Below are 24,220 nucleotides of genomic sequence, written 5' to 3'. Positions count from 1 at the left end.
AATGAAAATCGGTATCGTTACTACGTGGTTTGAGCGTGGAGCCGCATATGTATCAAGACAATACATGCAAACATTTAAAAATGATGGACATGAAGTCAAAATTTATGCTAGAGGTGGTGAGGGTTTTGCTAAAGGAAACCCTAACTGGGATAGTGAAGATGTATACTGGCAGGAGTCCAATTCATTCCCAATATATAACTATGTTGAAATGAGAGAGTTTAAGTCGTGGATTGATCAAAATCAGTTTGACTTTATACTTTTTAATGAACAAGTCTGGTTTGAGCCTATAATATACTGTAAAAAATTAGGTTTAAGAACCGGTGCATATATTGACTATTACACAGAGTTGATGATTCCTTGTTTTGATATTTATGATTTCGTTGTATGTAATACGAAGAAACATTTGAAAGCGTTTGAACATCACAAGAATGCTATTTTTATACCATGGGGTACTGATGTAACTCTATTTGATGCATCTGAAGCAAGGAGTTGCAGTGATAATGTAAGGTTCTTTCATTCGTGTGGAATGAATCCACATAGAAAAGGTACTGATCTATTGTTGAAAGCATATTTAAGTTTTTCAGACGAAGAGTTGATTGGTACTGAATTAATTATACATACTCAGTTAGATAGTTCTAATTTAACATCTGAACTAACAAAAGAAGAAATTGCTAGATACTCTATGCTTCTGGGCGAAAATATTACTATTATTGACCAAACTTTAGCAGCCCCTGGCGCTTATCACTATGGTGATATCTATGTTTACCCATCCAGACTTGATGGCCTTGGGTTAACTGTTTGTGAAGCTATCTCTTGCGGGATGCCGATTATAGTGCCTGACGATGGACCAATGAACGAGTTTGTACATTCTGAATATGATGAAGTAGTAAAAATTGAGAAGTTATTTGCCAGATATGATGGTTATTATTGGCCTCAAAATGAAGTTTGTTATATTGATTTGAAAGATAAAATGATAAAATCAAAAAATAATTATATAAATAATCCGGAAATCCAGACTAGAATTAGAGAACTTGCCACAAAGTCATTTGATTGGGAGATGAATTCGATAAAACTAGTGGATGAGATATTGAAAGTCAAGGTATCTACTTTTGATGAAAGTTTGATAAATAAGTGTATAAAATTTAACGAAAAAAAATTCCCATATATATATAGATTTAAATCTTTATATAAGTTAGCATTCTGTTTATACAATAAAATTAAGTAATATGAAAATAGCAATTCAAACAGCATTGTTCATATTTTGCCTAGTTTTGGTGTTTTTTGATTCTTACATTTATGAAACTCAAAATTTATATATATCTGGTTTTCCAATATTAAATATAATAAGAGTGTTTTTCTTTATTCTATGGGTTGTTCTCTTAAGTTATAAAGTAAAGCACATGGAGCCGTTAGTTTTAGTTTACTTTCTATTAATCTCTTTATATCTATTTTCTGGTTATTTATTTAGTGATGACAATAGTAGAGTGTCACATTATTTATTAAACTTTATTTTTGGATTCTTGGTATATTGGACGTTATCATATTTTTATAGAGTAGAAAATCAATCGTACTATTTGAACTTGTCGTTTATTGTAATAACGGTATTCTTTTTGGTCTCGATAGCTACCGAGTTTTTGGGGCTTCCAAGACTTACAATGCATGAAGATGCGTTGTGGCAGTGCGGCAAATCTTGGAATAGAAGAATGTGTGGTGCAACAAATAATCCAAATATCCTAGGTTTTATTTCCTTTTTGACGATGTCATTTGCACTATTATTCTACGGGAAACATAAAAGAGTCATGGCGCTATTTTTATTTTTATTTGCTATGATTCTATCTTACATGTCATTAAGCAGAACGTCAGTAATTGCTATTTGTTTAATGTTAATAATATTTAGTGTTCTCAGTAACAAGAAAAATATTATTTATTTGATTCCCTTACTAGCAATAGGAATGATTATTGTTCCATTTTTGGGTTTTTATTCAAACTCAGATAGTAGGTTTTCTATAGATTCTATTTTGAGTGGGTCCGGTCGTTCAGAGTTGTTTATGTATGCATTAGGGTATATTAATTCAAATGTTATACTCGGAAGTGGTCTAAATTTTCAGCGCGAATATTTATTTAATGGAACGATCTGGAGGACGATATTAGATAATGCATATCTCAATGTTTTTGTCTCATATGGCTTTTTGGGTTTGACGGTATTTCTAACATTGTTGGCATCAATCTTAAAGAAATGTAAGAGTGTAAGTAACTCGTCTGCGGCCATATTTTTTTGTTTTATAGTAATGCTCTTTGTAGAAGATTTCTCCTTCAAAGGTTATTATATTTGGTTGATTTTTGCTTTAGTCTTTTCAAAAGAACAACAGAGAAAAGCTTAACTTTTGTTATTAGTTGATAAAAGTAAGTCTTTACATTTTATTCGGCATTCTGAGCAACTATTGATGATATGAATTTCAACCATATTAGTGAACTCTCAATCTAAAATTAAAATGGTATTTTTATGATAAAAGAACAAGTAAATACACCTCTTGTTTCAATTATAGTCCCAGTTTATAATGTTAATCAATATATAGAGAAATGTATACAATCAATTCTTGGTCAAAGTTATGAAAATATAGAGTTGATAGTAATTAATGATGGTTCAACTGATGACTCTAAAAATAAAATTATTAGCACAATTAAAGGTGAAGAACGAGCAAGACTCATAGACATAAACAACTCCGGTGTTAGTGTTGCAAGAAATACTGGAATTAAAGAATCTAGCGGGGATTTTTTAATATTTATTGATGGTGATGACTATATATCCTTAGATCATGTTGAATATATGCTAGGTCTGATTGGAGAATCACAAGCACAGTTTGCTTTTTCTACTAATTGTTTTGTGGGTAAGAATGAAAAACAAATAGAGTCAGATCTAGTTGGTGAGATCTCTTCTGAAGAGGCTATTACATTGTTGCTATCACCAAGTGTTACGGTTGGTTGTTGGAACAAGATATATAGCAGAAAATTATTAGTCGATAATAATATATTTTTCGACAAAAATCTATTTTATGGTGAAGGGCTGAAATTTATTATAGAAGTCTCTCAATCAATAAATAGAGCTGTTGTCGGAAATAAAAAGGTTTATTATTATAGAAAAAATAATGCATCTTCTGCCACGAGCGAATTTGATATATCCAAAGTGAGAAATGGAGAAAAGTCTCTGATTATTATTGGTGATAGCCTAATAAATCAAAGTGCTCGAGTTTTGGATATGTTTAAATACCATCTTTGTTTATATCGCTTAGGTGCGCTAGTAAAGCTTAGATTAAATGGAGTCCATAATTCGTATTATAGTGAATACCGACAGTGGCTTTCATTTGTTCGATTCAATTGTTTTTCTTTTTTAAGAAATGCTGATTTAAGTTTTTATCGTAAGAGCCTTTTAATTTTCGGATCTATAAGTCCTTACTTGATATCTAGACTTGAAATAATCAGACAAAATAGAATAGTTAAAAATAGTGTTGATAGTTGATTTGTGCTGTAATCTGAATAAAATTAGTGAGGGGTTTATATGCTTATAAGTGTCGTTATACCTACCCATAATCGTTCAATAATGCTTGATAGGGCTATTAATAGTGTCTTAACACAAACTTATGAGAACTTAGAAGTTATTGTTGTCGATGACGCTTCAACAGATGATACAGAAAACTTAGTATCTAGTTATCAAGATTCTAGGGTTTCTTATATTAAGATCAAGAACTCTAAAGGAGCAAACTTTGCTCGTAATACCGGTGTACGCAGTTCAAATGGTGAATACGTTGCATTCTTAGATGATGATGATATTTGGTTTCCTAACAAACTGTTTTTGCAAGTCGAAATGTTGAAAAATAATTCTAATTTGGGCTTAGTCTATACTGGTATCGAAGTTGTTACGGAAGGTGAAGATATACGTTATAGCATCAAGCCTAAGTTCAATGGCGATATTTCAAAAATAATTTTGACAGATAATTGTATAGGCACAACTTCCACTGTTGTTTTAAGTCGTAAAGTTTTTGAAAAAGCCGGAGGATTTGATGAAAACCTTCCTCAGTTACAGGATTATGATCTTTGGATTAGAATTGCACAAATTTGTGAAGTTGGTTTTATATCGGATGACTTGATTTATTATTATGTACACCAAAGTATCAGTCAACTGACCTCTAGTGCTGATAAAAATAAATCTGCAATAGAGTATATAGATAAAAAACATGCTCATCTAATTAATGATTTACCTTTAAAGTTGCAGAGAAAACGATTTTGTCAACGATATAATGCGATGGGAAAAAGATTAATGAAAAGTGGGAATAATTCTCAAGCTCGGTCCCTTTTTATTAAATCGTTTAGGCTGAGCCCAAATTCAAATAGTGTGAAATTTTTTATCGCTTCATTTGTTAAGCCTTCTCTAGTATTAAAAATAAAATCTAAAATCTAAAGTCTAAAAAGTAGGAATCGAAATTGAAAATAGCAATACTATCAATGCAAAGAGTCGTTAATTATGGTTCTTTTATGCAGTCTTTTGCTCTGCGAAAAACAATCGAATCTTTAGGGCATGAATGTGAATATCTCGATATTACTCCGGGAGTTCAATTAGAAGGACTTGAACGAAGTAAAAGTTTATATTTTAAAAAGTTTGTAGAGAGGTTTTTAAATATTAACTTTTTTAAAATTTACAAACAACATCGAAAACTAAATTCAAGATTTAAATCGGAGTTTTTTGAAGAACTAGGACTAAATAAAAAAAAGTATGACTCTTATGATATCGCAGTTATAGGCAGTGATGAGGTTTTTCACTTTGCACAACCTACCCCTTGGGGATTCACAAAGCAATTATATGGCTCAATTCCTGAAGCTTCTAAGGTGATATCATATGCAGGGTCATTTAGTAACACCAGAATTTCTGATATTAAACAATATAATCTAGAATCAGAAATATCAAACTCAATGTCAAAAATGTCTTCGATTTCTGTCCGAGATAAAAACTCAGTAAAGGTAGTCAATGAGTTATTAGGTGTAAATCCTATAATGAATGTCGACCCTGTATTTATTTATGATTTTAGTCAACACTTAGTTGATATAGATGAGAGTAACTATATATTGATTTACACTTATCCCAATAGAATCTCTGGCCGTGATGAGATTGATGAGATTGTTCGGTTTGCAAAAAAGCATAAGAAGAAGCTTATTTCTATTGGGTTTTATTTTTCTTGGTGCGATAAAGTCGTAACACCTCACCCTTTTGAAGTTCTTTCTTATGTAAAAAATGCGGATTTTGTGATTACAGATACTTTTCATGGAAGTATATTTTCAATTATTACTAATCAAAAGTTTGCCACATTAATCAGAAGCTCTAATAACGAGAAATTATCCTCACTATTGGATACTATGGATAAATCAGATCGAGTTGTTAAAGATATTAACATGTTGGAAGATGTTTTAACTTCTCCGATTGACTATGATAATACAAATAAAATAATTTCAGTTGAGAAAAAACGCTCACTCGATTATTTGAAATCTAATTTGTCTTAAGTTTTTACATTTACTCTTTTAAACTACAGGAGTTTTATATGTTCAAGACAAAGCGAGTTGCTGTAATTATGAGCGTTTATCGATCTGATAAATCTGAATTTCTAGTACAAGCAATCGAAAGTGTCTTAGCGCAAAAAGACATTGTCGATCTGTATATATACAGAGATGGGCCGATCGGTGATGAATTACAGTCTACACTTGAAAATTATGAGACGAATGATTCGGTTCAATGTGTTTATTCAGAACAAAATCTTGGACTCGCTTTTGCGTTAAATGCTTTAATTGATAGGGTCGAAAATAGTAAATATGAGTTCATCGCAAGAATGGACAGTGACGACATTTGTCGGGATCATCGATTCTTAAAGCAGATTGGATTTTTAGATAATAACCCTGATATCTCTGTTTGTGGGACTTTTTGTCATGAATTTGGAGCATCATATGCTTTAGATACAAAGTGTTTGCCAACAGATCATCAAAGTTTATTGAATTTTAGTATTGCGCGATGCCCTTTTATTCATCCATCTGTAATGTTTAGAAGTTCAATATTCAAAACAGGGATTCGGTATCCAGTTGATACAACTCTTACAGAAGATATGGCTCTTTGGTTTCACTTACTTCAATTAGGCTTTAAATTCGCGAACCTTAGTGAACCTTTGTTAGATTATCGCTTGACCGAAGATACGGTCAGTCGAAGAAAGGGAGGGGACAAGGCGATGAGTGAATTTATAATACGATTTAAATATATGTTTATTTTGAAAAAAGTATCTCTTTCAAATTTTATAAAAATATCCTCTAGATTATTATTTCATATTCTTCCAGTACCTTTGTTGAAGTTGGCATATAAAGCTTTTCGTTAATTTCATTTCCTACCTCAAATACTTTTATTTTTTGGAGTATTAAACCATGAAAATTGCTATTGCTGGCACAGGCTATGTAGGTCTGTCAAATGCGATGCTGCTTGCTCAGCATCATGACGTCGTTGCGGTTGATATCGTAGCTGAAAAAGTAGAGATGCTGAATAATAAGCAGTCTCCAATTGTGGATACGGAAATCACCGATTTCTTGACCAATAAATCGCTGAATTTCACTGCCACACTCGATAAAGAGTTAGCCTATAAAGACGCTGACTATGTCATTATTGCTACACCTACTGATTACGATGTAGAAACTAACTACTTTAATACCTCTTCAGTAGAAGCGGTGATTAAAGAGGTAATGGCGATCAACCCCAATGCGGTGATGGTAATTAAATCGACTGTACCTGTGGGTTATACCGCACGTATTAAAGACGAGTTAGGTTGCGAAAATCTGCTGTTCTCACCCGAGTTTTTGCGTGAAGGTCGTGCGCTGTACGACAACTTACACCCGTCTCGTATTATCGTTGGTGAGCGTAGTGAGCGTGCAACGGTGTTTGCGAACCTTCTTGTTGAAGGCGCTATTAAACAAGATATTGAAGTCTTGTTTACCGATTCAACCGAAGCGGAAGCGGTTAAGCTGTTTTCGAATACTTATCTAGCAATGCGCGTTGCCTACTTTAATGAGCTCGATTCTTACGCAGAGTCTCATGGTTTAGACGCACGTCAGATTATTGAAGGTGTTGGCTTAGACCCTCGTATCGGTTCGCATTATAACAACCCGTCATTTGGTTATGGTGGCTACTGCTTACCGAAAGATACTAAACAGCTGCGTGCCAACTATGAAGATGTGCCAAACAGCATCATTGGCGCGATTGTGGATGCCAATACTACCCGTAAAGACTTTGTGGCTGATTCCATCATCAAGCGTAACCCACAATGTGTTGGTATTTACCGTTTGATCATGAAGTCAGGCTCTGACAATTTCCGAGCATCTTCCATCCAAGGCATCATGAAGCGCCTGAAAGCCAAAGGCATTGAAGTAATTGTGTATGAACCTGTACTGGAAGAAAAAGAGTTCTTCCACTCTGCTGTGATCAAAGATTTGGCCGAGTTTAAAGCGATGTCGGATGTGATTGTTTCAAACCGTATGGTGGAAGAGCTGCAAGATGTGGCTGATAAGGTCTATACCCGAGATCTATTCGGCAGCGACTAGTTCTGTTCTTTCCAGTAGTGCCTCAAGTGTGCATTACTTTGGGCCGTTCATATTTAAGTAGACATCAAAACTCTAATAATTATTGTGCCTCAGCTTAGCTCGAGGCTCTATTTTGGGGCGCAAATGCCTCAATATCATCCGCAATATTTTATATATCCGTCAGTTAAAACCTATAAAGAAAACTATTCATGATTAAACACTGTTTATTCCCAGCAGCTGGTTATGGCACGCGCTTTTTACCTGCAACTAAATCCATGCCGAAAGAAATGATGCCTATCGTTAATAAGCCGCTTATTGAGTATGGCGTTGAAGAGGCGATTCAAGCGGGCATGAACAGTATGGCCGTTGTCACTGGTCGTGGTAAAAGCTCATTGATGGACCACTTCGATAAAAACTACGAGCTTGAGCACCAGATCCAAGGTACTAACAAAGAGCCTTTGCTTGATGACATTCGCTCTTTGATTGATTCAGCTCAGTACACGTTTATTCGCCAACGCGAAATGAAAGGGCTTGGGCATGCCATTTTAACGGGCAAAGAATTGGTTGGTGATAACCCGTTTGCAGTCGTTCTGGCTGATGACTTGTGCATTAACGAAGATAAAGGCGTACTTGAGCAAATGGCGGCGCTGTATCGTCAGTTCCGCTGCTCTATTGTCGCGGTAGAAGAAGTGCCAGAATCTGAAACGCACAAGTACGGCGTGATTGCCGGTGAGCACTTAAGTGATGACCTGATTCGTATTACCGATATGGTCGAGAAGCCTGATCAAGGTACAGCGCCAAGTAACCTCGCGATCATTGGGCGTTACATCTTAACCCCAGACATCTTCGATATTTTGGAAGACACTCAACCGGGTAAAGGCGGCGAAATCCAAATTACGGATGCGTTGTTAGAGCAAGCCCAAAAGGGTTGTGTGATTGCGTACAAGTTTAAAGGTAAGCGTTTTGATTGCGGTAGCGTCGATGGCTACATCGAGGCGACGAACTACTGTTATAAAAATGTCTACTTGAAAGGCAGCAAAGCAGAAATGGACCAAACTGCTACTGAAAAGGTGTAGCGCATATAGATTCGATGAATTGCGATAGTTTTTATCTTTATTGCTGTCGCTTGATTGTTCCATTGAATCATCTTTTTCTAACAATCCCCAAGGCTTAAATTAATGTCATTGTTTGAATACTTTGTCGAACTTTCTCTGTTCTTCTTTCTCTCCTTTTCGGTGTTGTACTGCATGCGTAAAGTGGGTTACGCCATTGGTCTAGTCGATAAACCGAATGCCAGAAAACACCATGATGGTGTGGTTCCTCTGGTGGGCGGGCTCTCTCTCTGCATCACCGTGTTGTACTTCCTTTACGTGAATGCAGATGAGTTCAATAATGTAGAGATAGCGGCAGCGTGCTTAACGGTACTGGTATTGATTGGGGTTGCCGACGACCGTTTTGATATCAGCTTTAAGCTTAGAATGGGTGTGCAAGCCATCTTAGCTATGATCATCATGCATTATTCTGGATTAACCCTCTCTCATGTTGGTGATGTGTTCGGCTTAGGCGTACTAGATTTCCCTGTGATGCTCGATAGCATTATTACTGTCATTGCCGTGATCGCTGCGATTAACGCCTTTAACATGGTCGATGGTATTGATGGGCTGCTGGGTGGCTTAAGCATGGTAGTGTTTGCATCGTTGGGTGTGGTGTTCTTTGCTTATGAACTCGAGTTTTACACCTTTTTTATGGCTGTGATGGTGGTGATCTTATTACCCTTTGTTCTGTTCAATTTAGGGTATTTTGGCAAACTGCGTAAAGTGTTTATGGGCGATGCAGGTAGCATGATGATCGGCTTTATTGTGATTTGGGTGTTGATTGGTGGTACGCAGTCTCAAGAGGGGCCTTATATTATTCGCCCTGTCACCGCCTTGTGGCTAATCGCAGTGCCTTTGATTGATATGATGGCCATTATGATCCGTCGGATTCGCAAAGGGCATTCTCCGTTTAAACCGGATCGCGAGCATTTTCACCACATTATGCAGCGTATCGGCTTTACCCCTCGTGAGTCGTTAGTGGTGATCTGTTTGGTGCAGTTGCTGTACTCAACGTTGGGGTTATTGGGCGAATACTTCCAAGTGCCTGAATACATCATGTTCTACACCATTATGGCGTGTTTCACATTCCACACCTACGCGATGACACACTCGTTTAAAATGGCGAAGATTGTAAGAAAGTGGAAGAAGCTAGAGGAAAAACCATCTGAGGAAGCTGCAGTATTATAAGGTGATGGGAGTGAAGAAATACCAACATTCTCATGTTTATATCAGCGGCAGTTAGCTCCCCTTATCGCCTGTTTCATTCATCGTTGTCTGTTGTTGTTGTTGTTGTTGTTGATGATGATTAGCCCATTCAGTTTTCTGGTTGCCATAACTCAAGCTATAATGAGCAAAAGGGCCCAATCTCAATACGAGTTTGGGCCCTTTTTACGTTTAGCTTGAGAATTTTTGACTTGAAAGCTCGTTCATTGAACGTACTTTCTGGAAACTAAACCATTAATACACTGTTAATCACTAGTACACTTTCTCTGGAAGGTTACGCAAACTTCTAATCCAGCTGGTGATGCGCCAAACATAGCTCATGGCTACAGTGTATGAAGCAAAACAAATCATAAATAGGATGAACATGGTCGATTCAGCTATCGCTAGGAATTCACCGTAGATACCGAAGCCAGCAAAGCTACTTGCGATAGCACAAATGATGGCGAGCGTTTGGCGTGATGTAAAACCAAGGCGCTGGAATATGTGGTGTAGGTGCTCTCTGTCGGGCTTGAAGGGAGAGTCACCGCGGCGCACACGTCTGAACATGATCGCGGCCATATCCATTAGCGGGACAGCAATCAACCACAATGCAGTGATCGGTCGTATCATGGCTTCTGATGGGTCCTGGCTTGCGCCTAACAGTAGCCAAATCACAGTAAATCCAATCATCATGCTGCCAGCATCTCCCATGAAAACCTTACGCTCACGCCCAAGAATACCAAGATTCATCATGATATAAGGAATGGTTGCGACAATGAACACCACGCATAAATACGCTAAGCCATGTTGGCTGTCGACTTGAAGTAAAACGGCGATACCGCCAAAAGTTACAATAGCAAGCCCACCTAACAACCCATCAATGCCATCCACCATATTGAACGCGTTAATCGCGCCAATCACTGCGAGTATGGTTACTACAGGGCTCAGGAAGCCTAAATGCAGGTCGCCAGTACCAAACAGGTTACCAATGTTATCTAATCGAATGTCGGCGAAATACATCATGCCGATGGAGAGTATTGCTTGCACCACCAGTCGTATTTTGAAGCTAATGTCGAATTTGTCATCAAGCGCCCCGATAATAATAAGAGCAATAACAGAAGCTAAAAAGAGTGGGCTATGCGGGATGACGTCTGGATGGGTAACGATGAATTGGCCAATGGTTAAGCTGATCGCTATACCACCTACCAATGGGATCGCACCAGTGTGTAACTTTCTCTCATTCGGTTTATCCACTAAGCCAATGGATTTTGCCACTTTTCTCATCAAAAAGAGTGAGGAAAAGGAGAAGAAGCCAACAAATGATAGCTCTAATAACATAATGAACTCTAGCCAGTTTTTATGATAATTTTATTTGCGTGTATCTTACGTTAAAACCATCAATGTGTACACTCAGTTGAGTATGTTTTGTTCGTTGTTTTTTGAGTGTGATATTGGGTTTTAGTATGTAACTCAGTGTTAATACAGAATGACGACAGCGATATTTCCCTAAATACTGTTGCTCAAGGTTTGTGCGACCCTTAAACACAAAATGACGCTTTTTTTCACATTCGATCATCCTACCTGCGCCCTTTCTTGATCTTCCACTACAGTTTTGACTGTAAACTGTAGTAAAATTACGCTAATTTGTTTTTATACCGATTTATTTTGAATTGAACGAGGTCAGTCCTATGTCAGCTAAGAAGCCAATGGCTTTAGTGATCCTTGACGGTTACGGTTACCGTGAAGACAACCAAGACAACGCTATCGCGAACGCTAAAACACCAGTATTAGACGGTCTTATTGCTAACCAACCTAACACGCTAATCTCGGCTTCTGGCTTAGATGTAGGCCTACCTGATGGCCAAATGGGTAACTCTGAAGTGGGTCACACCAACATTGGTGCGGGTCGCGTGGTATACCAAGATCTTACTCGTATTACTAAGTCAATTTCAGACGGCGAGTTCGGCCAAACTGAAACGCTAGTGAACGCTATCGACAAAGCGGTTAAAGCCGAGAAAGCGGTTCACATCATGGGTCTTATGTCTCCAGGTGGCGTTCACTCTCATGAAGATCACATCTACGCAGCCGTTGAAATGGCAGCAGAGCGTGGCGCAGAGAAAATCTACCTACACGCATTCCTAGACGGCCGTGATACGCCGCCACGTAGCGCAGAAAACACACTGGCACGTTTCCAAGAACTGTTCGCTAAGCTAGGCAAAGGCCGTGTGGCTTCGCTGATTGGTCGTTACTACGCAATGGACCGTGATAACAACTGGGATCGCGTTCAAGAATCTTACGACCTGCTGACTCAAGCAAAAGCAGAATTCACATTCGACACAGCTGTTGCTGGCCTAGAAGCGGCTTACGCTCGTGACGAAAACGATGAGTTCGTGAAAGCGACTGAAATCAAAGCAGAAGGCGAAGAGTCTGCCGCTATCGTTGATGGCGATGCGGTTATCTTCATGAACTACCGTGCCGACCGTGCTCGTGAAATCACACGTGCGTTCGTACCTAGCTTCGACGGTTTTGCTCGTAACGTATTCCCAGCGATCGATTTCGTGATGCTGACTCAATACGCAGCCGACATCCCGCTTCTATGTGCATTCCCACCGGCTTCTCTAGAGAACACCTACGGTGAATGGCTATCGAAAGAAGGCAAAACGCAGCTACGTATTTCTGAAACAGAGAAATACGCACACGTGACGTTCTTCTTCAACGGTGGTAAAGAAGACGAGTTTGAAGGCGAAGAGCGTCAGCTTGTTGCTTCTCCAAAAGTAGCAACGTACGACCTACAGCCAGAAATGAGCGCACCAGAGCTAACTGAAAAGCTAGTTGCAGCGATCAAAGGCGGCAAATACGACGCTATCGTTTGTAACTTCCCTAACTGTGACATGGTTGGTCACACTGGCGTTTACGATGCAGCAGTTAAAGCGGTAGAGTCGCTAGACGAATGTCTTGGTAAAGTGGTCGAAGCAATCAAAGAGGCCGATGGCCAACTGCTTATCACTGCGGACCACGGTAACGCGGAAATGATGGTAAACCCAGAAACGGGCGGCATCCACACGGCGCACACTAACCTACCTGTTCCACTTATCTATGTAGGTAGCAAAGACGTTGAGTTCAAAGAAGGCGGTAAGCTGTCTGACTTAGCACCAACGATGCTTTCTCTGTCTGGTATTGATATTCCAGCTGAAATGTCAGGTGATGTGATCGTTAAATAGCTTTTAACTTTCATCGAATACTAGAACGGCTGCACGCGAGTGTGGCCGTTTTTTTGTATCTGGAATTTGAGTATAGATACGGGATGCGAGTAAACGGGATGAGAAGAGCTTAAGAGCGTAAGAGCAGATGCGGGATTCGTGTTAACGGGATTCGAAGATCTTAAGAGCAGATACGGGATGCGGGTAATCGAGATTCGAAAAGCTTAAGGGTAGATACGGGATACGGGTAGGCGAGATGCGAAGAGCTTAAAGGCAGGTACGGGATGCGAGTAAACGGGTCACGAACAGAGTTAGAGCCGTTGCATATTTTCGCATCTCGAGTCTCGTTACTCTCATCTGCTCTAGACTGTCATTCCAGAATTGAGGAACGAAATATCTGGAATCTCATGCCACGTATTACTTGTCATATTCGGTGTTCAACATAAAGAGAGATTCCCTATCACGCTCGTGCCTCGCTGTAGGGAATGACGTTGTCAAACAAAGGGTAGATACGGGATACGAGTAAACGAGATACGAAGAGCTTAAGAGCTTAAGAGCTTAAGAGCGGATGCGGGATTCGAGTAATCGGGATTCGAAGAGCTTTAAGAGCAGATTCGGGATACGAGTAAACGAGATTCGAAAAGCTTAAGGGTAGATACGGGATACGGGTAGGCGAGATGCGAAGAGCTTAAGGGCAGATACGGGATGCGCGTAAACGAGATTCTAAGAGCTTAAAAGCAGATTCGGGATTCGGGTAAGCGAATATCGAAGAGCTTAAGGGCTGGTGCATGATGCGAGTAAGCGGGTCACTAACAGAATGAGAGCTGTTATATATTTTCGCATCTCGAGTCTCGTTACTCTCATCTGCTCTAGACTGTCATTCCAGAATTGAGGAACGAAATATCTGGAATCTCATGCCACGTATTACTTGTCATATTCGGTGTTCAACATAAAGAGAGATTCCCTATCACGCTCGTGCCTCGCTGTAGGGAATGACGTTGTCAAACAAAGGGTAGATACGGGATACGAGTAAACGAGATACGAAGAGCTTAAGAGCGGATGCGGGATTGGATTTAAGTATGAGTCGTGTCTTTTTGTATTATCTTGTTACTTTTCGTCTCGTATCCCGCCGCTCGTTTACTCGCATCTAAGCTATATGCTTTTCGTATCTCGCACCCCGTTTACTCTCATCTCGCTTTCAAAACCGAACGCTCAAAATCGAGCAACCATTCTTTGCGGCTCATGCCGCCGGTGTAGCCGGTTAATGTTCCATTCGCGCCGATGACTCTATGGCAGGGAACGACAATACTAAATGGGTTCTTGCCGTTCGCACCACCGACTGCCCTTACGGCTTTTGGGTTGTCCATTCTCTTTGCTTGTTCACCGTAACTGATGGTTTCACCATAAGGAATGGTTGTCAAAGCCTGCCAAGCGGCTTTTTGAAAGTCCGTGCCTTTTATCGCTCTTAATGGCAAATCGAATTCTGTTCGTTGACCTGCAAAGTACTCATCTAACTGCTTCGTCGCCAGTTGGCAAAGGTCATCTGGATTGCTAGTCATTAGCTCTTCATGATTTACATGGTCAATTTCAATAAGCGACACACCATTACTCACAATGATCATCTTGCCAATCGGTGCGTCATAAAGCTGTTTGTAAGTGCTGTCTTCCATGGGCTGTTTTCCCTCTTTATAGTCTTTAGTATCTCTTATCTACTCTTAATCTTTTTGTATCTAGTACCTGATTTTCAGGCTCTTCGAATCTCGATACCCGAATCTCTCATCTGCCATTTTAGGCTTTTCGCATCTCGATTACTCGAATCCCGTATCTGCTTTAGCCCTTACACGAAGTGCAAAACAATACCCTGAAATACCGCCGACAATGTTCCCCAAGGCTAAGCCTATAAACAACCCTTCGACACCATCAATTTGGCTGCCTATCCACGCAAAGGGCAAGGTAAAGACAAACAAACGCATGAAGCTCCATTGAAAGGCTTTGAGTGGTTGATGCATGGCATTCATCCCACTGATCAGCATCATCACAATGCCTTGGAATCCATAGCTAAAGGGAACGACTAACAGGTAATGCCACAATATGCCTCGGACGGATTCTTCTTGAGAGAACAGGGCAGCCAAAGGAATGCTCAACGGCACCATCATTAAGAAAATCAAACCTTGGAACATCACAGCAAAACGCATACTCAGAAACAGTGCCTTAAAGCTGCGCTGTGGGTTGTTTGCGCCAAAGTTCTGCGCCATAAAAGGCGTAAGGGCAGAGGTCAGAGACATCAACACAATGATAAGAATGGATTCAATACGCTGGGCAGCGCCATAAGCAGCAACGGCTTCAGTTCCTTGTTTGGCCAACATCATCATAATAATGGCGCCGGCTAATGGATTGAGCGCGTTAGACAAAGCCGCTGGGGTGCCTATTTTTAGAATCTGTCGCCAGTCACTGACGATGCTTGTCAGCTTAGGAGGTGCAAGCAGTTTTTCTCGTATGGTTAACACATACAGTGAGCCACACAACGCACCAAACCAACTGAAACCACTGGCAATCGCAGCGCCTTGAATCCCCAGTTCAGGGAAAGGCCCATACCCGAAGATAAGTAGCGGATCTAAAACACCATTGATAAGCCCAGCCAGTAGCATGATCTTGGCGGGCGTTTTTGTATCACCGGTCGCTCGAATCGCGCTGTTGCCTGCCATGGGAATGACCAACAATGGGATCGCGAGATACCAGACTGTCATGTATTCCGATATCAGCGGCAACAACTCTTGCTTTGCCCCTAACAGGGTAAACATAGGCTCTAGTGTTACTAGCCCCAGAGTTGATGCAAAACCAACAAGAAGCACCGCAAGTAATAAACCGTGACAAGTAAAGCGTGCTGCATTTTGTGCGCTGCCTTGGCCAAGCAATCGACCGATACATGTCGATAAGCCAATACCAATCCCCATGGTGATGCAGTTGATGGCAAAGGTGACTGGAAAGGTAAAGCTCACCGCAGCAAGGGCTTGCGTGCCCAGCAATGAGATAAAGAAGGTATCGACGAGATTAAACATCAAGATCGCCACCATGCCGAATATGGTCGGTATGGTCATGGTACGCAATGTACTCTCAATTGGGGCAGTTAATAGCCCGTGCTTATCTTGCATGTAAAGCGCCGATAGAATCTAAAAGCGTAGGATAAACAGATGCGGGCGGGAAGGGAAGAAAAGCAGATGCGAGTAAACGAGATTCGGGATGCGAAGAGCTTGAAGAGCAGATACAAAGAATTAGATGAGGGTAACGGGATGCGAGATACGAAAAGCAAAAACAAAGAAGGCGATTCTCTTGTGTTCCTCTCTTCGCTACTCGTTCACTCGCATCCTGCAACTGCTCTTAAGTTCTTCGCTACTCGTTTACCCGTATCTCGTATCTGCTCTTATCTTTAAGCTCTTCGCATCTCGTTTACTCGCATCCCGAATCTGCTCTTTCGATCACAATTTTTCCCTTTCACCCCTTGGGATCTTTCACATCGCCCCAACATACTCTTTAACCCCATGCCAATCGTGGCAACTATCAAATTAAATGGAAATTATCAGGAGATCTGACCGATGAATATCCGTCCTCTACACGACCGAGTTATCGTTGAGCGCCAAGAAGTTGAATCTAAATCTGCTGGTGGCATCGTTCTAACTGGTTCTGCCGCTGAAAAATCAACTCGCGGTACAATTCTAGCTGTTGGCAAAGGCCGCATTTTAGAAAACGGTTCAGTACAACCATTGGACGTTAAAGTTGGCGACACTGTTATCTTCGCTGAAGGCTACGGCACTAAGTCTGAAAAAATCGACGGCAAAGAAGTTCTGATCATGTCTGAAAACGACATCATGGCGATCGTTGAGTAATCCGACCCATAAACCTGAACTGACTGAATAAAGAATTTAAAGGAAATAAAGATGGCTGCTAAAGACGTTAAATTTGGTAACGACGCACGTATTAAAATGCTAGAAGGTGTAAACGTTCTGGCTGACGCGGTAAAAGTAACGCTAGGTCCTAAAGGCCGTAACGTTGTTCTAGACAAATCATTTGGCGCACCAACGATCACGAAAGATGGTGTTTCTGTTGCACGTGAAATCGAACTTGAAGACAAGTTCCAAAACATGGGCGCACAAATGGTTAAAGAAGTGGCTTCGCAAGCGAATGACGCAGCGGGCGACGGTACAACTACAGCAACCGTTCTTGCTCAAGCTATCATCACTGAAGGCCTAAAAGCCGTTGCTGCTGGCATGAACCCAATGGATCTTAAGCGCGGCATCGACAAAGCGGTTATCGCAGCGGTTGAAGAGCTAAAAGGTCTTTCAGTTCCATGTTCAGATACTAAAGCTATCGCGCAAGTAGGTACTATCTCTGCGAACTCGGATTCGACAGTGGGTAACATCATTGCTGAAGCGATGGAAAAAGTAGGTCGTGATGGCGTTATCACCGTTGAAGAAGGTCAGGCTCTACAAGACGAGCTAGACGTAGTCGAAGGTATGCAGTTCGATCGCGGTTACCTATCTCCTTACTTCATCAACAACCAAGAAGCCGGTTCTGTTGATCTAGAAAGCCCATTCATCCTTCTTATCGATAAGAAAGTTTCGAACATTCGTGAACTTCTTCCGACTCTAGAAGCGGTTGCTAAGGCATCTCGTCCACTTCTAATCATCGCTGAAGATGTAGAAGGCGAAGCGCTTGCAACTCTCGTTGTGAACAACATGCGCGGTATCGTGAAAGTGGCGGCTGTTAAAGCGCCTGGTTTCGGTGATCGTCGCAAGTCTATGCTACAAGACATCGCTATCCTAACGGGCGGCACGGTTATCTCTGAAGAGATCGGTTTAGACCTTGAGAAAGTAACGCTAGAAGACTTAGGTCAAGCTAAGCGTATTACTATCACTAAAGAAAACTCGACTATCATCGATGGTGCGGGTGAAGAGACAATGATCCAAGGTCGTGTTTCTCAAATCCGTCAACAAATCGAAGATGCAACGTCTGACTACGACAAAGAGAAACTTCAAGAGCGCGTAGCTAAGCTAGCTGGCGGTGTTGCAGTAATCAAAGTTGGCGCTGCGACTGAAGTTGAAATGAAAGAGAAGAAAGACCGCGTTGAAGATGCACTTCACGCAACTCGCGCTGCTGTTGAAGAAGGTGTGGTTGCTGGTGGTGGTGTTGCACTTATCCGCGCTGCGTCTAAAGTTGCTGGCCTTGAAGGCGACAACGAAGAGCAAAACGTCGGTATCCGTGTTGCACTACGTGCAATGGAAGCTCCGATTCGTCAAATCACTAAGAACGCTGGTGATGAAGAATCAGTGGTTGCTAACAACGTTCGTGCTGGCGAAGGTAACTACGGTTACAACGCGGCGACTGGCGAATACGGTGACATGATTGCTATGGGTATCCTAGATCCAACTAAGGTAACTCGCAGCGCACTTCAGTTCGCTGCATCAGTTGCTGGTCTTATGATCACAACAGAAGCGATGATCACAGACAAGCCTCAAGATTCAGCTCCTGCAATGCCTGATATGGGTGGCATGGGCGGTATGGGCGGCATGATGTAATCATCCCCCTTTCTCGTAACAGAGAGAGCCATACATAAGCTTTAGACAACGGAGACCTCGGTCTCCGTTTTTTTATGGAGCAGATACGAGATGCGAGTAATCGGGATGCGAAGAGCGTAAGAGCGGATACGAGATTCGAGTGAGCGGGATACGAAAAGATTAAGAGCAAGTTCGAAATTACAAGCGACCACTGAACAGAAGTCTCTAGGTTTGGTGCTTTTCTAGAACTTTTCTGTTGGGTGCTTTTGAGATGATTATGTTTTCGGTCTTTAGGTAGAATTGTGCTTTATAGAAAACTTGATGTTTGGCAACGAAGCCGGCAATTATCGATAAATGTTTATCGGGGAATGTCTATGTGTAGAGATTTTGGTTTCAAAGACCAGATTACTCGCAGTGCTTTATCTGTACCCAGTAATATCGCTGAAGGTTGCGAGCGAAAATCTCTCAAAGAACGTCGGCATTTCTTCGCTATCGCTAAGGGCTCTATAGGTGAATTTGCAACTCAAGCCGATATAGGCGTTGAAGTTGGATTTATTCCTAGGGACGTTGGTGAGCAATGGCAATCTGAAGCGCTTCAAATCTCACGTATGTTAGGAGCTTTAATCAAGTCACTAGAACAATAATTTCCTTTGCTTTTCTCATCTCGCCACTCGCATCCTGTATCTGCTTTTATCTCCGCTCTTTGCCTTTCGCATCTCGTTCACTCGAATCCCGTATCTGCGTTTATCTCCGCTCTTTGCCTTTCGCATCTCGTTTACCCGAATCCCGTATCTTCGTTTATCTCCGCTCTTTGCTTTTCGCATCTCGTTCACTCGAATCCCGCATCTGCTTTATCTCTGCTCTTAACCTTTCGCATCTCGTCTACTCGCATCTGCTTTTATCTCTGTTCTTTGCCTTTCGCATCTCGTTTACTCGAATCCCGTATCTGCTTTTCCATTGCTCTTTATGATTTAGCGGCTTATATTCAACAGTACAGTTATGACATTGATCTAACATGGATAGCTGTTGAATAAAGGATAATAAATGCTTGATTGAAAATGGATTAATCAAGTCAACAATAAGTCAGTGGAGACTCCCCCAATGAAAAAACTACTTTCAGTACTTGCTGTTTCTGCAGCAGTAATGGCACCGGCGGCATTTGCTTCTTCGCCTGTTATGTTTTCAACGATTAACGGTTTCAACGCACCTGATTCAGATGCGGTTGGCGGTGTGCGTTTGGCTCTGCTTCACGGACAAGTAAACGACCTTAAAGGTGTCGATCTTGCCGTTGTTGGTATGTCTGAGACGCAAACGACCACAGGTGTGAACCTGGGTATTTTTGGTGCATCAAAAGTGAACCAAGAAATGACCGGTGCATCTCTGGGTTTCTTCAACTGGAATACGGGTAAAACAACCGGTGTTAACCTTGGTGCTGTGAACATTACTAATGATGTGAAAGGCGCGAACGTGAGTTTTGTAAACTACTCAGAAGGTAACACTATGGTTGATGTTGGTGCAGCGAACCTTTCAGAAGTGTCTACGGTTCAGGTTGGTATCTTCAACAAAACCAACAAAATCGAAGGTGTACAAGTTGGTCTGATCAACTGTGCTGATAACGGTTTCTTCCCGTGCTTCCCGATTGTAAACTTTGCTAAGTAAGGCTTAGTGTTACTATAGTGATTCATAACGCCTAAGTGCATCTGACTTAGGCGTTATTGCAACTCAGCATTTTCTTATAGATTTCCAAACGCCCCTCCAAAATGGATAAGCATATTGTTTTATATTTCCTGTTGCAGTATTTTTACTTATAAGTACAATGTGCGATAAATTCCCAATGATGATTTATATGCTTTGATTAACCACCATACCGTCGATTTTAAAAAGGCTTTCTTAGGCCTGACCGCCAGTTTTTTAGTAGTTTTGAGCTTGTTGCTCGTTGATTCAGCGGAAGAATCAGATAAGCAGTATGGAATGGAAAACCAAGGCGTGACACGCTCTTTAGCGGAGCTCACACAGATCATAAATGCGCTTGATTACAACATCACTGCGCTTTATCCACTGCATGGGGATACCTACGTATTCTCGCATGACAAAAAGATCGAGGGTGAGACGTGTTACTTCACCAGTGAGGAGCAACATGCCCCTCGTTTTGATTTTATGTTCTCTGGCCCTCGCGAGATGTGCAACCCGAAATCGGACCTTTATACCGAAGCGGGTAAGCGCCTGTTCATCGCGCCGACCATGGCTTATTTTGCCAATACCATAGATACCATTTCTGCGATTTACTTCATTTCAAAAGAGAAATTCATTATCTCTTCGCCTTCTGATTTTGCCAGTTACATCAAGGGCGACACCTTTGATTCGGTTGTGAATAGCAGGCCTTATTGGGTGAATACGATTCGCTTTGGCTTAGCTCAAGGGCAAGACCAAGTGGTGTATACCGGCCAATATGATGACTACCTGACAGGTCAGAAAGTGGTGACCTTAACCAAAGGAATCTACGTTAATGGTGAGTTTAAAGGGGTGTTGGGTGTCGATGGCTATGTCTCTAACCTAGTCTCAAACCCTACCCATGGCTACAAAGTCACCAGTACGCGAGGCGCAAACAAATACGGTTTTATGGACTTTACTTATTCCAAACCTCTGTATGTTGATGACATTGACACCCAGTTATATCTGAGTATTGAAGAAGACAAGAGCGAGCACTTTCTGCATATCTTGGAAATGGAGAAGATTCAGCTTTCGATACTGTTGGTTTTGTATCTGCTCTCGGTTTTATGGCTATGGCGCTTCTATACAAGACAAGAGCACCAGCGTTTAAATGAGCTAGCAATGCGCGACCCATTAACGGGCTTGCTGAATCGACGTGGCTTTGAGGCTCGATTACTGGCGCAAGATGAAGAGCCGATTATTGGTGTTGGCGTGTTTGATATCGATGATTTCAAAGTCGTTAATGATCAGCATGGCCATAAAGTGGGGGACGAGGTGATTTGCCATGTTGCTCGGTTGATGCTGAACAGCGTTAGACAGCAAGATATCGTGGCTCGATTTGGTGGCGAAGAGTTTGTTGTCGCGATTACGGGTGAATCGTCTGAGTTGCTTTCATCGATCTTTGAGCGAATTCAAAACGACATTAGCCTACAGAGTTATCGATGCCCTACGGGTAACAAGATTAGTATCTCAGTGTCTGGTGGCGCGACGCTCTACTCTCTGTATAAGTTCGACAGCGTAGGGCACTTGTGGGAAAACCAAAGTATTCGCTCCTCGGATGAGCAGCTTTATAAGGCAAAGGCTGCAGGTAAGAATCAGGTGTGCATTCAGGTGTATTAATGAGTTGGATACACAAAGGCCTAGTCGTGTGACTAGGCCTTCTTAATGTCTGTCTCAGATTGAGGTTACTTCTTCACTCGACCTTTTCTCATCCACTTTTGGTGAACACCACGGCGCAGGCTTTGGAAACTGTTTTCCACTTTATCGACACCAAGCAGAATCACTAGCGCCATTAGCGTGATAATGACCGATTGCGAAAGGTGACCAAGTGCGATCATCATACCTAATGCAGCGAGCACCCAGATAATCGCGGCTGAAGTCACGCCATGAATCTTTCCATCCAATGTCATCATGACCCCAGCGCCAAGGAAACCAACCCCAGTAATGATCTGACCAAGCACACGAGCTTGATCGAGCGTGTTAGGGGAAAGGCTAATCGCCATCGTAAGGAAGAAATAGGTACCACTGATGATCAGAATCGATGTTCTGATCCCTACCGGTTTACCACGTGTTTGTCGCTCGATGCCGATTAACGAACCACACAGCGTGCATGCTGCAAGTCCTGCCCAGCTAAAGGGGGCAAGGTTGAGAGTTTGTTCTATAAATTGTGTCATATCACCCCTCCTAAAAATTTAGAATAGAGCCGAGTATGCTAATAATAGACCGGACGATCGAACAAAAACTTTTTGTCTTAACGATTGATAAAGGTGACGTAAAGTCTAGCAGCCGTCTGTTGTTAAGGTGAAGACTGGTGTCGTGGTCTCTGTCGCTTCTTGGTACTCAAGGTAGCAGTTATCAGCCTGATTTTTTCGGCTCGAAGGCGCATAAAGAATAATGCCATCGTTCGCGTCAGTGTTGGTAAAGAACCAGTCAGCTCTGCCCGTATCCCAAACCGCATCCAAGAACGTGGATTCGATAAGCATTGACCAAGTTTGATCGTTCATCGCTGCAGGGTAACCGTAAGCGACCAATATATCGTCACCCTCAACGTTAATCGATGCGCTGACAGCCTTATCCAAGCCTAGTGCTGATGTCTTACCATAAAGCATAGCACTTGCACCCTCCATTCCGCCTTTAAGGCCGTTTAATGTCGAGATGCGCGCATCAGTTTGCAGGTTGAGGAACTTAGAAGCAGCAGTGACCGACACAATACCTAGAATTACGATCACCACGACCAGCTCGATGATGGTGAAACCTCTTGAGCTGAACTTAAGCGCTGGTTGAGATGTGATTGCTGGTGGAGTCACTGAGGTATTGTGTTTCATTGATACAACTTCTCTATTCAATGTGTAGATCGAGCGGTGTCTTGCTGCTGCGTCCGCCAATTTCACGAGTTAACTTAGGTACGAGGTAGCCAGAAACCTCAGAGATTAATCCCTTAAAGTGACGCTTGGCTTCTTCATCAGAAATATAGAAATGAGCGGCGCCCTGAACTTTATCAAGCACATGCATATAGTAAGGTAAAACACCGGCGTCGAATAGCTTTTCGCTTAATTCTTTCAATGAGTTAGCGCTGTTATTTACGCCTTTAAGCATCACGCCTTGGTTGAGCAGAGTAGCACCGCTTAACTTAAGCTTGTGGAAGGCTTGTTTGAGCTCTAAGTTGATTTCGTTAGCATGGTTAATGTGGCTGACCATCATCACATTAAGGCGAGTTTGAGCTAACAATTGGCACAGTTCATCCGTTACTCGAGCGGGAATCACAACCGGTAATCGGCTATGAATTCGAGCGGTCTTTACATGTGGAATCTGTTCGATGGCATGAATCAGCCACTCTAGTTCGCTGTCTTTGGCCATCAGTGGATCGCCACCTGACAAGATAACCTCGTTGATCTCTGGGTGAGCCGCCACATAGTCGAGGCTGGTTTGCCAAACAGACTTCGAGCCCTTGTTATCTTGGTAAGGGAAATGACGACGGAAGCAGTAGCGGCAGTTAATTGCGCAACCGCCTTTCACAATCATCAGTGCACGATTTTTGTATTTGTGCAGTAAGCCCGGAATTGCGTTCTCTTGCTCTTCCAGTGGATCAGCGGAATAGCCTTGGTGTACCTCAAACTCTTCGCTTAGCGGTAAAACCTGTCGTAGCAATGGATCGTGTGGGTTGCCTTTTTCCATTCGTTCGACAAAGCTAAGAGGTACCCGAAGTGCAAATAACTCACGAGCAGCGAAGCCTGCTTGCCACGGTGTTGGGTCTATTTCCAATGCCTCAAGCAGTTTTGTCGGGTCAGAGATCGCATTCGATAGTTGTTTGAGCCAGTTTTGCTCAACAGATTCGACTTTTCGGGTTATGATATGCGGCATT

22 protein-coding genes are annotated in these 24,220 nt (G+C 41.8%); 16 read left to right on the top strand and 6 right to left on the bottom strand.

Features of this window, described 5'->3' with window-relative positions:
• Position 1: 1 nt before the first annotated feature.
• The 9 genes from MSG38_RS23585 to wecA (MSG38_RS23545) all read left to right on the top strand — a co-directional run bounded on the left by MSG38_RS23585 (position 2) and on the right by wecA (MSG38_RS23545) (position 9,881).
• Entirely contained in the window at positions 2-1,225 is a 1,224-nt protein-coding gene (locus MSG38_RS23585) for a glycosyltransferase family 4 protein (protein WP_248402768.1), read from the top strand.
• A gap of 430 nt (positions 1,226-1,655) precedes the next feature.
• Positions 1,656-2,381 carry an O-antigen ligase family protein gene (locus MSG38_RS23580; protein ID WP_248402767.1) on the top strand — a complete coding sequence of 242 codons (726 nt, stop codon included), beginning with the start codon at positions 1,656-1,658 and terminating at the stop codon, positions 2,379-2,381.
• Positions 2,382-2,503: 122 nt separating this feature from the next.
• The gene (locus MSG38_RS23575) at positions 2,504-3,517 is read left to right on the top strand and encodes a glycosyltransferase family 2 protein (protein WP_248402766.1); all 1,014 of its coding nucleotides are present in this window, start codon (positions 2,504-2,506) and stop codon (positions 3,515-3,517) included.
• A gap of 39 nt (positions 3,518-3,556) precedes the next feature.
• On the top strand, positions 3,557-4,456 hold the full coding sequence (locus MSG38_RS23570; RefSeq protein WP_248402765.1) for a glycosyltransferase family A protein: 900 nt from the start codon (positions 3,557-3,559) through the stop codon (positions 4,454-4,456).
• A gap of 23 nt (positions 4,457-4,479) precedes the next feature.
• Positions 4,480-5,550, top strand: coding sequence for a polysaccharide pyruvyl transferase family protein (locus tag MSG38_RS23565; RefSeq protein ID WP_248402764.1), 1,071 nt, complete (start codon positions 4,480-4,482; stop codon positions 5,548-5,550).
• Positions 5,551-5,588: 38 nt separating this feature from the next.
• Positions 5,589-6,407 carry a glycosyltransferase gene (locus MSG38_RS23560; protein ID WP_248402763.1) on the top strand — a complete coding sequence of 273 codons (819 nt, stop codon included), beginning with the start codon at positions 5,589-5,591 and terminating at the stop codon, positions 6,405-6,407.
• A gap of 46 nt (positions 6,408-6,453) precedes the next feature.
• Positions 6,454-7,620: a nucleotide sugar dehydrogenase gene (locus MSG38_RS23555; protein WP_248402762.1), complete on the top strand. Its 1,167-nt coding sequence runs from the start codon at positions 6,454-6,456 to the stop codon at positions 7,618-7,620.
• A 188-nt stretch (positions 7,621-7,808) separates the two neighbouring features.
• A complete protein-coding gene (galU, locus tag MSG38_RS23550) occupies positions 7,809-8,675 on the top strand; it encodes a UTP--glucose-1-phosphate uridylyltransferase GalU (RefSeq protein ID WP_248402761.1) in 867 nt (288 codons plus the stop codon).
• Between the two features lie 102 nt (positions 8,676-8,777).
• Positions 8,778-9,881, top strand: coding sequence for a UDP-N-acetylglucosamine--undecaprenyl-phosphate N-acetylglucosaminephosphotransferase (gene wecA, locus MSG38_RS23545; protein ID WP_248402760.1), 1,104 nt, complete (start codon positions 8,778-8,780; stop codon positions 9,879-9,881).
• Between the two features lie 288 nt (positions 9,882-10,169).
• Here wecA (MSG38_RS23545) and wecA (MSG38_RS23540) read toward each other — a convergent pair whose 3' ends face one another.
• Positions 10,170-11,234: a UDP-N-acetylglucosamine--undecaprenyl-phosphate N-acetylglucosaminephosphotransferase gene (wecA, locus tag MSG38_RS23540; RefSeq protein WP_248402759.1), complete on the bottom strand. Its 1,065-nt coding sequence runs from the start codon at positions 11,232-11,234 to the stop codon at positions 10,170-10,172.
• Between the two features lie 350 nt (positions 11,235-11,584).
• Between wecA (MSG38_RS23540) and gpmM the strand changes: the two genes are divergently transcribed.
• A complete protein-coding gene (gene gpmM, locus MSG38_RS23535) occupies positions 11,585-13,117 on the top strand; it encodes a 2,3-bisphosphoglycerate-independent phosphoglycerate mutase (protein WP_248402758.1) in 1,533 nt (510 codons plus the stop codon).
• Positions 13,118-14,283: 1,166 nt separating this feature from the next.
• On the opposite strand, the gene MSG38_RS23530 is transcribed toward gpmM, so the two are convergent.
• Complete coding sequence (locus MSG38_RS23530) at positions 14,284-14,766, bottom strand: methylated-DNA--[protein]-cysteine S-methyltransferase (RefSeq protein ID WP_248402757.1); 483 nt, start codon at positions 14,764-14,766, stop codon at positions 14,284-14,286.
• A 138-nt stretch (positions 14,767-14,904) separates the two neighbouring features.
• Positions 14,905-16,248, bottom strand: a complete 1,344-nt coding sequence (locus tag MSG38_RS23525) for an MATE family efflux transporter (RefSeq protein ID WP_248402756.1) — start codon at positions 16,246-16,248, stop codon at positions 14,905-14,907.
• 39 nt (positions 16,249-16,287) lie between these two features.
• On the opposite strand from MSG38_RS23525, the gene MSG38_RS23520 reads away from it, so the two are divergent.
• The 6 genes from MSG38_RS23520 (at position 16,288) to MSG38_RS23495 (ending at position 21,978) form a co-directional block, all read left to right on the top strand.
• Positions 16,288-16,527, top strand: coding sequence for a hypothetical protein (locus MSG38_RS23520; protein WP_248402755.1), 240 nt, complete (start codon positions 16,288-16,290; stop codon positions 16,525-16,527).
• Between the two features lie 162 nt (positions 16,528-16,689).
• Positions 16,690-16,980, top strand: a complete 291-nt coding sequence (locus tag MSG38_RS23515; RefSeq protein WP_017061289.1) for a co-chaperone GroES — start codon at positions 16,690-16,692, stop codon at positions 16,978-16,980.
• Positions 16,981-17,031: 51 nt separating this feature from the next.
• The gene (groL, locus tag MSG38_RS23510) at positions 17,032-18,669 is read left to right on the top strand and encodes a chaperonin GroEL (protein WP_248402754.1); all 1,638 of its coding nucleotides are present in this window, start codon (positions 17,032-17,034) and stop codon (positions 18,667-18,669) included.
• Between the two features lie 281 nt (positions 18,670-18,950).
• Positions 18,951-19,292, top strand: coding sequence for a four helix bundle protein (locus tag MSG38_RS23505; RefSeq protein ID WP_086972024.1), 342 nt, complete (start codon positions 18,951-18,953; stop codon positions 19,290-19,292).
• A gap of 457 nt (positions 19,293-19,749) precedes the next feature.
• On the top strand, positions 19,750-20,307 hold the full coding sequence (locus MSG38_RS23500) for a hypothetical protein (RefSeq protein WP_017068001.1): 558 nt from the start codon (positions 19,750-19,752) through the stop codon (positions 20,305-20,307).
• A gap of 192 nt (positions 20,308-20,499) precedes the next feature.
• Positions 20,500-21,978 carry a sensor domain-containing diguanylate cyclase gene (locus MSG38_RS23495; protein WP_248402752.1) on the top strand — a complete coding sequence of 493 codons (1,479 nt, stop codon included), beginning with the start codon at positions 20,500-20,502 and terminating at the stop codon, positions 21,976-21,978.
• Between the two features lie 65 nt (positions 21,979-22,043).
• On the opposite strand, the gene MSG38_RS23490 is transcribed toward MSG38_RS23495, so the two are convergent.
• The 3 genes from MSG38_RS23490 to epmB all read right to left on the bottom strand — a co-directional run bounded on the left by MSG38_RS23490 (position 22,044) and on the right by epmB (position 24,219).
• Positions 22,044-22,532, bottom strand: a complete 489-nt coding sequence (locus MSG38_RS23490; RefSeq protein ID WP_059021701.1) for an MgtC/SapB family protein — start codon at positions 22,530-22,532, stop codon at positions 22,044-22,046.
• 105 nt (positions 22,533-22,637) lie between these two features.
• Positions 22,638-23,183, bottom strand: coding sequence for a prepilin-type N-terminal cleavage/methylation domain-containing protein (locus MSG38_RS23485; protein ID WP_052880184.1), 546 nt, complete (start codon positions 23,181-23,183; stop codon positions 22,638-22,640).
• Positions 23,184-23,196: 13 nt separating this feature from the next.
• Entirely contained in the window at positions 23,197-24,219 is a 1,023-nt protein-coding gene (gene epmB, locus MSG38_RS23480) for an EF-P beta-lysylation protein EpmB (RefSeq protein WP_248402751.1), read from the bottom strand.
• Position 24,220 lies beyond the last annotated feature (1 nt).

The sequence above is a fragment of the Vibrio sp. 1CM24A genome, assembly GCF_023161725.1.
In the GTDB taxonomy this organism is placed as follows: Bacteria; Pseudomonadota; Gammaproteobacteria; order Enterobacterales; family Vibrionaceae; genus Vibrio; species Vibrio coralliirubri.
This window is presented reverse-complemented; position numbering and strand designations above follow the sequence as displayed.